The sequence below is a fragment of the Woronichinia naegeliana WA131 genome (assembly GCA_025370055.1).
Lineage (GTDB): Bacteria > Cyanobacteriota > Cyanobacteriia > Cyanobacteriales > Microcystaceae > Woronichinia > Woronichinia naegeliana.
The window spans coordinates 413452-429299 of record CP073041.1; the positions used below are offsets into that span (position 1 = coordinate 413452).

The 15848-nt window shown below is 43.3% G+C and carries 11 protein-coding genes and 5 pseudogenes; 3 read left to right on the forward strand and 13 right to left on the reverse strand.

Annotation, left to right across the window (positions count from 1 at the left end):
• Window positions 1-145: 145 nt before the first annotated feature.
• Window positions 146-1483 (reverse strand): annotated as a pseudogene (locus tag KA717_02225) (IS5 family transposase).
• Window positions 1484-1615: 132 nt separating this feature from the next.
• Here KA717_02225 and KA717_02230 point away from each other — a divergent pair.
• Both KA717_02230 and KA717_02235 read left to right on the forward strand, forming a co-directional pair.
• Window positions 1616-2059: a helix-turn-helix domain-containing protein gene (locus tag KA717_02230; GenBank protein UXE61781.1), complete on the forward strand. Its 444-nt coding sequence runs from the start codon at window positions 1616-1618 to the stop codon at window positions 2057-2059.
• A 17-nt stretch (window positions 2060-2076) separates the two neighbouring features.
• Entirely contained in the window at window positions 2077-2457 is a 381-nt protein-coding gene (locus tag KA717_02235) for a transposase (GenBank protein ID UXE61782.1), read from the forward strand.
• A gap of 195 nt (window positions 2458-2652) precedes the next feature.
• On the opposite strand, the pseudogene KA717_02240 reads toward KA717_02235, so the two are convergent.
• Window positions 2653-3036: pseudogene (locus KA717_02240) on the reverse strand (transposase).
• Between the two features lie 213 nt (window positions 3037-3249).
• A pseudogene (locus KA717_02245) lies at window positions 3250-4227 on the reverse strand (IS5 family transposase).
• A gap of 122 nt (window positions 4228-4349) precedes the next feature.
• On the opposite strand from KA717_02245, the pseudogene KA717_02250 reads away from it, so the two are divergent.
• Window positions 4350-4658 (forward strand): annotated as a pseudogene (locus KA717_02250) (transposase).
• Window positions 4659-4667: 9 nt separating this feature from the next.
• Here the strand turns inward: KA717_02250 and KA717_02255 are convergent.
• The 10 genes and pseudogenes from KA717_02255 to aspS all read right to left on the reverse strand — a co-directional run bounded on the left by KA717_02255 (window position 4668) and on the right by aspS (window position 15150).
• Window positions 4668-4913: pseudogene (locus KA717_02255) on the reverse strand (transposase family protein).
• 385 nt (window positions 4914-5298) lie between these two features.
• Window positions 5299-8364 carry a translation initiation factor IF-2 gene (infB, locus tag KA717_02260; protein UXE61783.1) on the reverse strand — a complete coding sequence of 1022 codons (3066 nt, stop codon included), beginning with the start codon at window positions 8362-8364 and terminating at the stop codon, window positions 5299-5301.
• Window positions 8345-8485 (reverse strand): hypothetical protein, encoded by a 141-nt coding sequence (locus KA717_02265; GenBank protein ID UXE61784.1) that lies wholly within the window; start codon window positions 8483-8485, stop codon window positions 8345-8347. Before KA717_02265 ends, infB begins: the two co-directional genes overlap by 20 nt.
• Before the next feature lie 121 nt (window positions 8486-8606).
• A complete protein-coding gene (locus KA717_02270) occupies window positions 8607-8861 on the reverse strand; it encodes a YlxR family protein (GenBank protein UXE61785.1) in 255 nt (84 codons plus the stop codon).
• 21 nt (window positions 8862-8882) lie between these two features.
• Window positions 8883-10160: a transcription termination factor NusA gene (gene nusA / locus KA717_02275; GenBank protein UXE61786.1), complete on the reverse strand. Its 1278-nt coding sequence runs from the start codon at window positions 10158-10160 to the stop codon at window positions 8883-8885.
• 71 nt (window positions 10161-10231) lie between these two features.
• The gene (gene rimP / locus KA717_02280) at window positions 10232-10687 is read right to left on the reverse strand and encodes a ribosome maturation factor RimP (GenBank protein UXE61787.1); all 456 of its coding nucleotides are present in this window, start codon (window positions 10685-10687) and stop codon (window positions 10232-10234) included.
• 233 nt (window positions 10688-10920) lie between these two features.
• Entirely contained in the window at window positions 10921-11361 is a 441-nt protein-coding gene (locus KA717_02285) for a DUF29 domain-containing protein (protein UXE61788.1), read from the reverse strand.
• Window positions 11362-11431: 70 nt separating this feature from the next.
• Window positions 11432-11629, reverse strand: coding sequence for a PCP reductase family protein (locus KA717_02290; GenBank protein UXE61789.1), 198 nt, complete (start codon window positions 11627-11629; stop codon window positions 11432-11434).
• A gap of 33 nt (window positions 11630-11662) precedes the next feature.
• Window positions 11663-13162, reverse strand: coding sequence for a hypothetical protein (locus KA717_02295; protein ID UXE61790.1), 1500 nt, complete (start codon window positions 13160-13162; stop codon window positions 11663-11665).
• 194 nt (window positions 13163-13356) lie between these two features.
• On the reverse strand, window positions 13357-15150 hold the full coding sequence (gene aspS / locus KA717_02300; protein UXE61791.1) for an aspartate--tRNA ligase: 1794 nt from the start codon (window positions 15148-15150) through the stop codon (window positions 13357-13359).
• Between the last annotated feature and the right edge of the window lie 698 nt (window positions 15151-15848).

The following is a 15848-nucleotide window of genomic DNA, read 5'->3' on the forward strand; positions in this document are numbered from 1 at the left end:
TGGAAACAAATCAAAATACAGATTTTGTTTAATCTATTGTTCCTTTCTGTCTAAAAAGGTCAACACAAATCACTCCTCACAAAAGAGAGGAAAATTAACACCATTTTTCACAAGAAAAACGACTCTACAACTTTTTACTTTTTGTCTTCTGAAGTAGAGTAGAAAGATTCATTACCAAAAAGTTCATCGCAATTACCGTTTCCGAGGTCTCAGGTAGTTTGGCCATCACTCGACCAAGACTAAATTTCCTCTTTCCCTGTCCGAATTTACCCTCAATGGCATTACGCACTCTTTCATCTGAGCGTGCCTCTTTCTTTTTTTCTTTGCTCACCTCTTTCGGCGGTCTTCCCAATCGGGGACCACTCATTCTTATATCCCTTTCTTTACAATAAGCTCGATTCGCTTTTGTTCGATAGATTTTATCCACATGAACCGATTCCGGATAACATCCTGTTTCCCTTTTATATTCTTCTATTCGCGCTTGTAAATCTCCCGATTCGTTGTAATTATCCCAACTTAATTTGTCTAAGAAGACAAAGCCATTCACATTACTTGCCGATATTTTAGCTCCAAACTCTACTGCTTTTCCCGCTTTTCCACGCACTATTGGACGCACGTGAGGTTGGCTTACACTCACAATTCTGTTTTCTACTTTATTTGTCTTTTTTTCATACATTTCTAACTGTTGCTCATACACTTTTCCTATCGTTACAAGCTCTTCTTGCTCTTTTTTCGTTAGTTTTTCTAACTTTGCTCCCTCTTCTATCATTTTTTCTATATCAGACAAGTTTCTTTTTATATATCCTAGTTGTTTTTTTGTTCCTTTTCTTCTTTCTTTTTTTGACACACGACGTTTTTTTGCTATGGCTAAGTACTCTTTTCTTGCCACTTCCCTATAAGTCCTCGGCTTTTCTTTCCTTTTCTCTTTTATTTCTTCATACAGCTTATCTATTATTTTTTCTGTTTTTTCTCTGGCATCATTCAATATTCCTATATCCGTTGGATATTTTATATCTGCTGGTGTACAAGTCGCATCTAACAATAACTTTCCTTCATTTTCTTTTTTTTCTGACGCTACACCCGTCGCTTTTTTTTCTATTTCTTTATTAATTTTATTTATTAATTCCATTCCTATTTTTTTACGAAAATGAACCATCATTGACGCATTAAATGCTTCTTTGCTACTATAGCTTTCCATTCCTATAAAGTACTGTAAATAAGGGTTCTCTTTTATTTGTTCTACTGTTTCTCTGTCACTTTTTCCTGAAATTTCTTTGATAATTAATGCTCCTAATGCCATTCTAAATGATTTGGCTGGGGCTCCTTTTTTTTCTGTGAAGTTTTTTGCATATTCTTCCTCATATTCTTCCCAGGGAATCATTTTTGACATTTCTATCCAACGATTTTCTTCGTCTAACTGCCCGCCGAACAGATTTTTCAAGTTTTCTGGTGTTTCAATTGAGTACTGTTGCTTTCGGTACATCTGCTTTCTCTCTTCTTAATGCAATGGTTTTGAGGCATTCTACCCTATTTTCGTGCATTCTAGCGGTTCTTAATTCGCCTACTATTTTTCTCCGTAAAGGTTTCAGCTTTTTTCAGCAAGCCCTAAGTAACCATGCTCAAGACCTATATTGTCCGATTAAGTCAAGAAGAACGTCAGACCCTAAAAGATTTGGTATCCATCGGCAAAGGAGCGGCTTACAAAATTAAGCACGCCAATATTCTGTTAAACATTGATGTGAATGGACAAGGATGGACGGATGAGGAAGCTGCCGCCGCCTTTAGTTGTCACCGTAACACAGTCGCCAATCTCAGGGAGCGATTGGTCAATGAAGGTGTGGAGTCAGCATTAAGCCGCAAGCCCCGCAAAACGCCGCCTCGTCAACCGATTATTGATGGAGAGGTAGAAGCAAAACTAATCGCCTTACGTTGTGGAGAACCGCCTGCTGGTCAAGCCCGTTGGACATTGAGGTTACTAGCCGACAAGGCGGTCGAGTTAGAAATTGTGCCAGCAATTAGTCACGAAACCGTGCGTCAAGTGTTAAAAAAAACGAACTAAAACCTCATCTGCGACAGATGTACGTGATTCCACCAGAAAAGAGTGCCGAATTTGTGTCTAACATGGAAGATGTTCTAGAAATTTATCACCGACCCTATGACCCCAATTGTCCAGTGATTTGCATGGATGAGCAACCTATACAATTGGTCAAAGAAACCCGCCTTCCTCTACCAGCCAAACCTGGACAGCCAGAGGCGCATGATTACGAATATGAACGCAATGGAACAGCCAATATCTTTATGTTTACAGAACCCTTGTCTGGGTGGCGAAAGACAGTTGTCAGTGAACGTAGAACATCGGTTGACTGGGCAACAGAAATTAAGAATTTACTCGATAACGACTATGCTGATAACGACAAAGTCATTTTAGTATGTGATCAGCTAAATAGGGCTTGCTGAAAAAGTCAAAAAACGAAAGAAATGTGGGTTAGGGAAGTATGGACTGAAAAAGCATAGATAACTTATCCTTATGGAAACAAATCAAAATACAGATTTTGTTTAATCTATTGTTCCTTTCTGTCTAAAAAGGTCAACACAAATCACTCCTCACAAAAGAGAGGAAAATTAACACCATTTTTCACAAGAAAAACGACTCTACAACTTTTTACTTTTTGTCTTCTGAAGTAGAGTAGAAAGATTCATTACCAAAAAGTTCATCGCAATTACCGTTTCCGAGGTCTCAGGTAGTTTGGCCATCACTCGACCAAGACTAAATTTCCTCTTTCCCTGTCCGAATTTACCCTCAATGGCATTACGCACTCTTTCATCTGAGCGTGCCTCTTTCTTTTTTTCTTTGCTCACCTCTTTCGGCGGTCTTCCCAATCGGGGACCACTCATTCTTATATCCCTTTCTTTACAATAAGCTCGATTCGCTTTTGTTCGATAGATTTTATCCACATGAACCGATTCCGGATAACATCCTGTTTCCCTTTTATATTCTTCTATTCGCGCTTGTAAATCTCCCGATTCGTTGTAATTAGGGTTTGCCGAATAAAGGCAGAACCTTTATCAGATAAGCTTTTCAGCCATTTTGAACACGATTAGGTGCAAGCTTATGGCATTTGAAGGCTCAAAATCCATGCACTTTGCTAGAAAATTGTGGGTTAAAATCGGAAACTGATTTCTGAAGTCACCATTTTTCGCGCCCTGTGGCATCTAGGTTCGATTTGCAGACTTATTCAGCAAGCCCTAATTATCCCAACTTAATTTGTCTAAGAAGACAAAGCCATTCACATTACTTGCCGATATTTTAGCTCCAAACTCTACTGCTTTTCCCGCTTTTCCACGCACTATTGGACGCACGTGAGGTTGGCTTACACTCACAATTCTGTTTTCTACTTTATTTGTCTTTTTTTCATACATTTCTAACTGTTGCTCATACACTTTTCCTATCGTTACAAGCTCTTCTTGCTCTTTTTTCGTTAGTTTTTCTAACTTTGCTCCCTCTTCTATCATTTTTTCTATATCAGACAAGTTTCTTTTTATATATCCTAGTTGTTTTTTTGTTCCTTTTCTTCTTTCTTTTTTTGACACACGACGTTTTTTTGCTATGGCTAAGTACTCTTTTCTTGCCACTTCCCTATAAGTCCTCGGCTTTTCTTTCCTTTTCTCTTTTATTTCTTCATACAGCTTATCTATTATTTTTTCTGTTTTTTCTCTGGCATCATTCAATATTCCTATATCCGTTGGATATTTTATATCTGCTGGTGTACAAGTCGCATCTAACAATAACTTTCCTTCATTTTCTTTTTTTTCTGACGCTACACCCGTCGCTTTTTTTTCTATTTCTTTATTAATTTTATTTATTAATTCCATTCCTATTTTTTTACGAAAATGAACCATCATTGACGCATTAAATGCTTCTTTGCTACTATAGCTTTCCATTCCTATAAAGTACTGTAAATAAGGGTTCTCTTTTATTTGTTCTACTGTTTCTCTGTCACTTTTTCCTGAAATTTCTTTGATAATTAATGCTCCTAATGCCATTCTAAATGATTTGGCTGGGGCTCCTTTTTTTTCTGTGAAGTTTTTTGCATATTCTTCCTCATATTCTTCCCAGGGAATCATTTTTGACATTTCTATCCAACGATTTTCTTCGTCTAACTGCCCGCCGAACAGATTTTTCAAGTTTTCTGGTGTTTCAATTGAGTACTGTTGCTTTCGGTACATCTGCTTTCTCTCTTCTTAATGCAATGGTTTTGAGGCATTCTACCCTATTTTCGTGCATTCTAGCGGTTCTTAATTCGCCTACTATTTTTCTCCGTAAAGGTTTCAGCTTTTTTCAGCAAGCCCTAAATACTCACAAACTTGCCTCACTATATGAAGCATTTGAGCCTTCCACGGCTCGTCGTCTAGTCGAACGGTTGGAAATTCACCATACCCCAAAACATGGCAGTTGGCTTAATATTGCTGAAAACGAGCTGTCCGCAATGACTCGGCAATGCCTAGCTCGTCGAATTCCAGATCGGGAAACTTTAGAGCAAGAAACAACGGCTTGGTACACTCAGCGCAATCATTCCCAAAAGTCGGTAGATTGGCAATTCACGACGGCTGAGGCTCGTATCCGTCTCAAGCGTCTTTATCCACAAATAGAAAATTGACAGACCACTAGCAAATACACGCGCAAACGTATCGTCGGAGGGGATGCCATTCGGCAATTCCAAAATTTTTTTTAGCCATTGATGTTTAGCCTTGCCGAAACTTTCCATGGCTACCCAACCTTCTGCTCCACAAATAACGGCTAAGATGGCAATCGTTAGAATATCAATGAGTTTATGCCGTTTTGTTCGTTCGATGCGAGGGTCATCTATTTCGGCAAAGTGTTCTACCAGTCTATATTTGGGTCGGAGTTTCATCGCTTTTGTTTTCTATGCACTTTCCCTTATTTTCCCTTATCCATCCCTCTATAATGTTCTTGTATCTGTATCATTTTTAGATGCGTTCGCCCTGATTGATGACACGCCCTAAGATAAAAACTACTGCCTTAGTTCTGTTTTTTTACGTCTGATATACTCTAAATGGCTAAGAAATGGACTTCTCGGAAAAAGGGCTGAAATCCTTATCTGATAAAGATTTTAGGCATTTTCAAAAAGTTAAGCTCCAACCCGTTCAGAGTATAACCTCCCCTCTCAGTTGGATGGCAAACCCCTACTTTTTATCCAAATCCAGTTCCAGAGACAGAAAGGTTGGATGACTCGCAACCCTTCTAACTGACACTCTAATTGAGTGATCGCCAGACTTCTAGCTAGAAAGCGTCCGCCGTTTCATGGTCATTTCGTAGGCTTCGATGATATCCCCTTCTTTCCAGTCATTAAACTTGGAAATGCCGATACCACACTCGTAACCCGCATTGACTTCACGAGCATCTTCCTTCATCCGTTTGAGAGAATCAATGGTGCCTTCGTAAATGACATGATTACCTCGTCGTACCCGTAGATTACGATTACGGATAATTTTACCGGATAGAACATAACAACCAGCCACACTGCCACGACCGACAGGGAAGATAGCGCGGACTTCAGCCTGACCCAGGGAAGACTCAATCTCTTCGGGATCGAGTAACCCTTCCATTGCCCCTTGAATTTCATCCAGAAGCTTATAGATAATGTCGTATTCCCGAATATCGACCCCTTCTTGATCGGCGGCTTGACGAGCACCACTGGCCAAAGTGGTATTAAAGCCTACTACCACTGCACCACTCGCTGCGGCTAGATCCACATCGGTTTCTGTAATTTCTCCTGGGGCTGCCAAAAGGACTCGAATTTGGACTTCGTTTTGGGGAAGTTGTTTTAAGGAGCCTAAAATCGCTTCGACAGACCCTTGAACGTCAGCTTTGAGAATGAGATTGAGTTCCTTGAGTTCTCCTTCCTGGGCTTGGGCCGACAGGGTACTCAGGGTGACACGACGAGAAGATAGGGCCTGTTGTAATCGAGCTTGACGATTACTATCAGAACGTGCTTCGGCGATCGCCCTGGCTTCTTTTTCATTGGCATAGACCTCAAACTCATCTCCGGCTGCCGGAACATCATTGAGACCTAAGACCTCCACCGCAAAGGAAGGACTGGCGGCTTCTACCTTATTGCCCCGATCATCGATCATGGCTCGAATCTTACCCAGGACTGCCCCAGCGACGAAGACATCCCCGACTCGTAAAGTGCCATTTTGAACCAGTAAGGTGGCAACGGGGCCCCTGGTACGGTCTAGATTGGCTTCAATAACGGTTCCCTTAGCGGCACGGTTCGGATTGGCGGACAGTTCTTCCATTTCCGAAACCAGTAAAATCATTTCGAGTAAACCATCCAGGTTTTCTCCCTTGAGAGCACTGACAGGAACCATAATGGTTTGACCGCCCCATTCTTCTGCCAATAGACCTAGATCCGATAATTCCTGTTTAATACGGTCAGGATTGGCTTCCGGCTTATCGACCTTGTTAATGGCCACAATAATCGGGACTTCCGCCGCCCTGGCGTGACTAATGGCTTCACGGGTTTGGGGTTGCACACCATCATCGGCCGCAACCACCAGAATGGCAATATCCGTCACCTTGGCCCCGCGTGCTCGCATGGCGGTAAAGGCTTCGTGGCCAGGAGTATCTAGGAAGACAATCTGTTCGGCTTGATCGTTATGTTCAATATCAACGTGGTAAGCCCCAATATGCTGGGTAATACCGCCCGCTTCTCCCTGGGCCACCTTGGTTTTCCGAATTGAGTCGAGTAGGGTTGTTTTACCATGATCGACGTGACCCATGATGGTGACAACGGGAGGACGACGTACCAGATTTTCCAAGTCGGCCAAATCGAGCATTTCTGAGGTTTTGGTGGCCGCAGACTGGGTTGCTCTGGTTTCAATGAGAACATCAAACTCTTCTGCCACTAAACGGGCCGTTTCCTCTTCCAGGGTTTGGGTGATTTGAACGGCAATCCCTTTTTGGAAAAGCAGTTTAATAATCTCGGTTTCTGGGACTTTGAGTAGATCAGACAGTTCTCGTACCGTTAAGCTACTGGACAGCACAATGCTTTCTGGACGTTGCACCACTTCTTTGCGATCGCGACGTTCATTCCGACCCCGATTACTAGAACCTTCTGATTTCGCCGTTGGTTTCTTGGGTTTATTGGCGGTAGGAGGCGCGTTCACTTTGGCCGACATCGATTTCGGTTTAGGTGGACGGGCGATCGAAATGCTTACTAGAGCAGCACTGACAATGGGATTGCCATCCAATCCCAACTCCTCTTCCTCATCTTCCTCCACCATAAGAGGACGACGTTTCGTTTTAGCCGCCGCTTTGGCTTTATTTTCCCGCTCTTCTTCTTCTTCCTCTTCCCATTTGCTCCGTTTAGCTGGACGGGGTGGGGTAGGACGTTTTAATTTCGGTTTTTGTTTGTCAGTGAGTTCGAGAACCCCTTCTTCTCCCGCCAGATCATCATCAGCGGCCTTATCCGTTGGCTCTAGGGGAAATTCGAGTAATTCTGGTAAATTATCATCCTGTTCTGGTTGAGGAGGCTTGGGACGCTGAAGTTCAATTTTGGGTTTTCCTTTTTCCCCTCCCTTGAGCGGCGCGATCACCTTAACCCCTTTTTCCGGTTTGGGAATGGGATCTTTGAGGGTGACAACAACAGGGCGACTGGGTTTCTGTTCACTACTGCGGCCATTAGGACTCTGATTATTGCCTTTTCCAGCCTTATCCGGTCTATCACCCCGTTGTTCACTGCGATCGCGTTTGGGGGCCGCTGCCATTAAGCGAGAAGGAGGCGTTAATAAAGGACGATCATCCTCTACCGACGGTTTAGCTTTTACAGGGGGAGAATTCACTGCTATGGGAGCTACGGCCAACTCCACCTCATGGGGGTTCGCTCCACTCTCCTTTAAGGGCGAAGTAGGAGCGGCTGGCAAGCTAGGAGTACCTGATTTCTCTGAGACTTTATCCGTTACAGTAGGGCGTTCAGGTGAGAGATTCGGAGGAGACTGGAGTCTAGGGGGAGCAGGGGGGTTGGCAATGGCGGGAGACGGTGTTTTCAAGGCAGTCGCAGGGTTAGGACGGGTTTGCTTATGGTGTATCGCTAAAATCTGTTGTTTGCGCTCCTCTCTAGGGAGAAGTTCCCGACTGGGGGGGGCATCTCGACGTTTGGGGCTGGGATGGGGAGTATATTTTTCCGCACTGGCTCTGATCCGTTCAGCATCGGACTCACTAATAGTGCTGCTATGACTTTTTACCGCAATATTGAGTTTTTCGCAAATATCTAAAATGTCTTTATTTTCCAGATGCAACTCTTTTGATAAATCATAAATTCTAACCTTGGCGTTGTTCATCCACTATCCCCCTAACTAAAAATTGATATTGATGATGATTGAGTAACAAGCTATCCCTGAACAGTTCTACCTTAACGGTTTCCGAGTCCAGTTTGCTAAAAATGATCAGAAAAATTGACAATGGTTTTTGAAAGTTGTATAAATTTGGATTTTGCTCCTATGCTAACGATAAAGTTTGCTTCTAAACAAGGGGGGAGAAGGATATAAGGTCAAAGCCGGGTCTGAGATCCAGACAGTTCCGCTCAGACAGAGTGAACTAAACGGGCCAAGAGTTGCTCATAAACGGCATCTGGAACAGGGGCTTTTAAGGCACGTCCGAGTCGATTTTTTTGACGAGCAGCTTGCAGGCAACTAGCTTGGGGACATAGATAGGCGGAACGGCCCATACCCTGATCTAATTGTATCTGTCGAGAGGGATAGACTCGGACAATGCGCCAAAATTCGTTTTTGGGTGCTACTTTGCGGCAGCTAAGACAGCGTCGATGCTGGGGTTTCATCGTCCAAAGAGTATAAGGGTGTTATCTGTCCTCCTCTTCAAAATTATCTAATTCAAGAGCTTCATTGTCCACTGAGACAGAAATCTTCTGATCAAAAAAACTTGAGGAGGGCAAATCCGCTTCTCTTAGGGCTGCTTTTTCGAGGGCCGCTTTTTCCATGGACTCTTTTTCTTTGGCATAGGTATTGGGATCTTTAATATCTATTTTCCAGCCCGTTAAACGAGCCGCCAGACGAACATTTTGACCTTCTTTACCGATCGCCAAACTCAGTTGATCTTCCGCCACAATCACCAGGGCATGACGTTCCTCGGCATTGATCAGGTAAACTTGATCGACCCGTGCCGGACTGAGGGAATTGGCAATATAGGTAGCGGGATCCGGCGACCAACGAATCACATCAATTTTTTCGCCCCGTAGTTCATTGACAACGGCTTGAATCCGTGACCCTCTTGCGCCAATACAAGCACCCACCGGATCCACATCTCGTTCAAGGGTATCCACCGCAATTTTGGTGCGAGGCCCCACATAACGCGAGGGAGGATTGGCTTCACGGGATACGGCCACAATACGGACCACTTCTTCCTCAATTTCGGGGACTTCAACGGTAAAGAGTTCTACCACTAACCCCGCCGCACTACGGGAGACAATTAATTGGGGGCCACGGTGGGAACCTTCTCGCACTTTTTTGAGATAGACCTTAAAGGTGGCATTGGCCCGATAGTTGTCGTTGGGAAGTTGTTCTCGTTTGGGAAGTTCAGCTTCCACTTCCGGTTGTCCAAAGCCACTTTGTACAGCCATGACGGCTGACTGACGTTCAAAGCGCAGGACTCTGGCATTCAGAACTGTACCTTCAATATCTTGAAATTCTTCTTGAATAATTTTGCGTTGCTGATCCCGCAGTTTTTGCAATAGAACTTGTTTGGTTTGAATGGCAGCCATCCGGCCAAAATCCCTTTGATCGGGGGTAACATCTAGAACGACTTCATCTCCTAAGAGAGCTTCTGGCGCGACTTCCAAAACTTCCTTAAGGGAGATTTGATGATCTTTATTTTCTACGGTTTCCACAATCCGTTTGGTGGAAAGCACCCGAAATCCTTCTTCGTCTGTATCCAGTTCAACTTCAAAGTTGGCAAAATATTCTTCGGCAAACTGCTGGCCAATATTCTGGGAACGGCGAAAACGCTCATAGCCCTTGAGTAAGGCCTCGCGCAGGGCCTCTTGTACGGCAACTTTAGGTAAATTATGACGTTGACTAATTTCTTCTATCATTTCCTGGAGACCAGGCAAACTAACGAGCATTGAGTTTTCCTCCTAACAAATTTTTAAGTATGAAATGTGACCTTTTTAGTTTTCTAGAATGGTGTTGGGGATCAGCCGTCTAATTGCACGGTGACAACTAAATCCCTGGGAATGGCGATCGCCCGTCCTTTGAGATTGAGATAAAGTTGACTATCATCCCGACCTTGAAGACAGCCTTGCCATTGTTGATGGCCAGCAAAGGGAACTGCCGTCGTTACCCTGACCCCAAATCCTTTAAAAGCAATAAAGTCCCGATCCGAGAGTAATTGACGATCAATGCCTGGGCTAGAAACCTCCAAAACGTAGGCACTGGGGATCAAAGCCGTACTCTCTAGTTGGGAATCTAATGCCCGACTCATTTTTTCACAATCGTCTAGACTGGTATCCTGTTGAGGATTCCGAATATCAACCCGTAGGACGGGCGGACGCTTATTGGTCTGGAAAACCACATCTACAACGTCTAACCCTAGATTTTCAGCAATGGGATGAATTAGCTCAAGAATTGGGGGAATCAAAGGGTGCGTCATCGCAATCAGGCAATAAAAAAAGCGGGCAAGTTTTAACCTTCGCTGCTCATGAGAAAACATGGTTACTCACCAGCAGACAACCCGTCATCAGCCATAATACCATAGTTTCAATATCTTTGAAATTATTGGTTTAATCCTTGCCAGTGCTATAGTCTTTTATTACTAGCCTTTTGGGGCGACTTGATCCTATTGCTTAAATATCAATTGGCGATCGCCTCGTTTTTTGTCGTTAATTATTGCCAAAAGTCTGCGGATAATAATTGATCAAGCTCTTCAGGAAAAGGTAGGCAATCAGGAAACATCACATCATATTCCTTACGCATATTTTTTAAGGCATTTTGATAACACTTTTCCATGATCTCCAAAAGATAATTCCGTAAACTAGGAGAATCTCTGAGAATTTGCTCCAATCTTTGCTGAGTGCGAGTCAAAGTTCCTTCCCAACCTCGATAACAGTCTGGCAAAGCTAGATAACGGCGTTTAAGTGCCTGTTCAAACAAGGTAATTAAACGATTTTCTAACTCCCGTTTATCGCTTCGAGTCAAGCCCTCTACCTCCTCAATTAAATGATCCCAATCCACTGCGTCATAATTTTTAGCTTTAAGTAGAGCGATATTTTCTGCTACCCAAAGAGCAAAATCTTGATCATAACGAGTTGTCGATGAAGTTACCATGATCTTTAATAAATGACATAGTTTTTGTTGGAACAGAATCAGTGCTTTTTTTCTCGACCCCAAGCCTGTTCTACTGACCAAACTCCAAGCGAGCCTGTTCTACCATCTCAACCGTAATCGTTTCGGCTCCTGTTTCCCTGGCAATTTGCTCAATACGTTGTCGAGCCTGAGTTCTTACAAAATAGGGAATATTTTTAAGTTTTATTTTGGCTTCCGGTGTCCAATTGAGGAAATCATTTAAGTTAATATCTAAGTTAAAATCGCTCATAATTCTGTGGCAGAAAATTTAATCAGGAAAAATTTAAGGCATCCATTGTGGGGAAAAACCAGCCGTAATCTCCTTTGGCATTATGGCTGTGGGAACTGACCGATTATCGGTGAGCATCAATAACCAAATACGTGCATCGGTAATGGCTTGGCGGGATGGGGTGAGCAGATCTCTAGAACTCATCGCTACAGTTGTTGCCACCTGATCGAAGCTGAGAGCCACTCCATCGGGGGAAACTGTCATTTGCACGTCTCGATAGTTGGGCAGGGCTAACAGAGGACGATCCTGCCAAGTTTCTAGATTAATCGCAGACAGAAAAGGTTCTTCATGCAAGTTGCCATCTTCTCGTTTCACTAAATCAGTCCGCAGGCAATAGAGTATTTTTTCTTGTTTTGGCTCAAATTTGCAGTCTAAAATCGGGTAAATGCCCCGCGATATCTCTTCGACCGTACCATCTGCTTCTCGTAAAATCAGCGATCGCGTATAGTCAGCATTGTTTTGGGTTAATAGTAACTGTTGACTATTCTTGGAAAAGGCGATCGCTTTATCAAATCCCTCTAAAAATTGGGAAGGGCCAGCATCCGCCGTCAAGGGAACTAGGCTAACACCTCGCTGTTGAGCAACGGCTACATATTTACCGTTAGGTGACACGACAAAGTTATCTCCCTGTACTCCCAGAGGACGGGCGGTTGAGGGTGGACTCGTTGAAGCTGTCGAAGCGGTTATGGGAACCATCCAGAGTCCTGAATCGGCCGGATTTTGACGATTACTACGTAAGACAATCAAGGTCTGGCCATTGGCAGAAAGTTTAAAGGCTAGATTGGCGTAATCTTGATTATCTAAAACCCGTTCTAGCTTACCCGGTCTAACTTCGGGAGAGGCAAGGGAAAGGCGAATACCAGTCGTTACCGTAAATAATTGTAAAGTGCCATCGGGTTGACTGGGATCTTGAGCGGAAAACAGAATTTTGTCTCCCCCTGGATAGATCTGAAACTGACGAACGAGTAAATCTTTGGCGGTCAGAATCGTCTTTTTGGGTTGCTTCGGATCGGTAATGTCGTAGAGAATTAACCGTCCCCGTTCTTCTCCACTGACTCCCACATAGACCAAAGCGCGATCGTGGGTGCTAAAAAGACTCACAAAGGGTTCCATCTTTCTCTGGGGATCGGGGCCTGTGGCTTGTTCTAGCTTAATTTGATAATTAGTACCATAAAGAGGAGTATCGGCGAGACTATAGACTAAACGATTGCCCTGCCAACTCATTTTGCCTAACAAAGGTGGCTCGATGATCAGATGATTTTCCACACTTTTCTGATCAACGGGTTGGTTAAAGCTCAGGGTAAAGGCTTGATCCTGAACGCCTATTTTTTCGCCTTGCCAACTGAAACGAGTGACTCGCAATGGAGTTTGTTCGCCTCGCCAAAGGATCACCCCTAAAAGCAGGCTTAAAAGGGCGATCGCACTGAGGGAAACTCGATCAAATGCACTCAGATAGTTGAAAAACTGTTTCGGCTTGGCCAGACGGGAATTCATAAAATTGGTTTTTGATGATCAATATGGATCAATATAAACCACGTCTATTTTGGGAACTGAAGTTTTTGGAGATATATTTTCAGGGGCAAGTCCCCCTTTTTAAGGGGGATTTAGGGGGATCCACTTGAGTGATCAAAAACTATGGGTTTCAAGTGAGACGGGGTTTATATTCAGGCTCTCCTCTACGCTGGAAACTAAACTTTGGCTTTTGGTTTATAGGTCGATGTCACCTGTAACTCCTTCAACTGTTTGGGATCAACCTGGGCGGGGGCAGCCGTTAGTAAACAACTGGCCTGTTGAGTTTTCGGGAAGGCAATCACATCTCGAATGGAATCTTCTTTGGCCAATAACATGACCAAGCGGTCTAGCCCGTAGGCAATACCACCATGAGGCGGGGTTCCATATTCAAAGGCTTCGAGGAGAAAACCAAATTTATTATAGGCTTCTTCCATTGACAGACCAATGGTGGCAAAAACCTGCTCTTGTACTTCCCGTTGGTAAATCCGCAAACTACCACCACCAATTTCAATGCCGTTATAGACTAAATCGTAGGCTTGGGCCCTGGCAGTTTTGAGATCGTCTAAATCATCAGGATGAGGGGCTGTAAAGGGATGGTGTAAGGCTTCTAGACGTTTCTCGTCGTCATTCCATTCAAACATGGGAAATTCCGTCACCCAAAGCAAATTAAGTTGTTCGGGATCAATCAGGCCGAGCCGTTCTCCTAAGACTAAGCGCAGGCGAGAAAGGGATTTATGAACGGTCTCCGTATCTCCCGCACCAAATAGGAGTAAATCACCATCGTTAGCCCCTGTTTTTTGTAAGAGTTCACTGACTTGTTGAGGGGATAAACTGTCTTTGATCGCACCAATGGTGTCAATTTCCTCGTTCTCTCGCACCCGAATATAGGCAATCCCTTTACCGCCTGCATCAGTGACTTCTTTAAAAAGATCGCCGTTAGGTTTAATCTGTACGTTGGAAATTTTTTCATTGCCCCCTGGAACACAAATGGCTTTGACGCTCCCCCCGTTTTTAATCGCGCCTGAAAAGACTTTAAAACTAGACTCTTTTAAGAAATCCGATAAATCTACCAGTTCTAAACCAAAACGGGTATCGGGACGATCGCAGCCGTAACGGGCCATGGATTCAGCGTAGGTGAGGCGAGGAAAGGGACGGGGCAGATCAATATTTTGGACGGTTTTAAAAATATGGCAAACCAGGGCTTCATTAAGGTTAAGAATCTCCTCCTGGGACAGAAAACTCATTTCCATATCCAGTTGGGTAAATTCAGGTTGGCGATCGGCCCGTAAATCTTCGTCCCGGAAACAACGAGCAATTTGGTAATAACGATCAAAACCTGACACCATTAACAATTGCTTAAAGAGTTGGGGGGATTGGGGGAGAGCATACCATTCCCCTGGATTAACCCGTGAAGGAACCAGATAGTCCCGCGCACCTTCGGGGGTAGAACGGGTCAAAATCGGGGTTTCCACTTCAATAAAGTTTTCTTGATCTTCCAAAAAGCGTCGCATGGCTTTAACTACTTGATGACGCAGTTGTAGATTTTTGCTGAGGCGATCGCGGCGTAAATCCAGATAACGATATTTCAAACGCACATCTTCTCGTACCAATTCCGCTTCACTACTCGAAACCATAAAAGGCAACTGTTTGTGAACCCCATTGAGCAATTCAATAGTATCGGCATAAATTTCAATCTCGCCCGTTGGTATTTTGGGATTCAAAGATTCCGGCGGACGTTGACTGACGGCCCCTGTCACCTTAACCACATACTCGCTACGCAACCCTTCAGCGATCGGATAGGCGATCGGGGTTTGGATTGGATTACTGGCTATCTGCACCACTCCAGCGCGATCGCGGAGATCAATAAAAATAACACCCCCATGATCCCGACGACGATCCACCCAACCAAACAGGGTGACAGTTTGACCAATATGGCTTGAGCGCAGATCGCCACAATAATGAGTACGCATAGAAGTTGTTTAGAGAGCCGATTTTCAAAATAACAGTTAGAGACTAGGGAAATAGGGTTGAGCGTAAACCCCTTATTTCGACGCGTTCTCCATTATCCGATATTTTGTTCGCTCTTTGACATCAAATTTATCAGTCAGACCAATAGCCATCAAATCCTGACAGGATTAATTCATTAAAAATCAATAAAAAAGATCGCTTTAGTCCTCTTCAATAAAACCGATTCTGAGTGGATGATCATTAATCGTTTTTTTGAGATAACAATCAACGTATTTTCTGCCACTGTAATCGTACAAATAAACCGTAAATACAAGCATTAAAGCACTACACAAACCAGAACACTAGGTGTAATGGACTATTTATTCCATTGCAAAAATAAAGCAATCCTACATCAAAATTAACGATTAAACAACCGCAATATTATTGATAGTGATTAGCTCAATATTTTTGAACTTCTGTAATGACATCCACTCCGTTAAAAAATGTTACTTTTAGTATCTTAGGACACACCCATTAATTGTAAATTTCTGTAAAAATTGGGGCGTTGTTTTTGGGTCAGGTAAATTTAGTGCAAAAAAATAAGTTTTCATTACCTCAATTTTTCTAAAATTGATAACTGCAAAAATACCTAAAATAATTGGGAAAGTATTATTTTTGTGTATTGTTGACCATAATCAGAATTGAATACTAACTGCCAGAA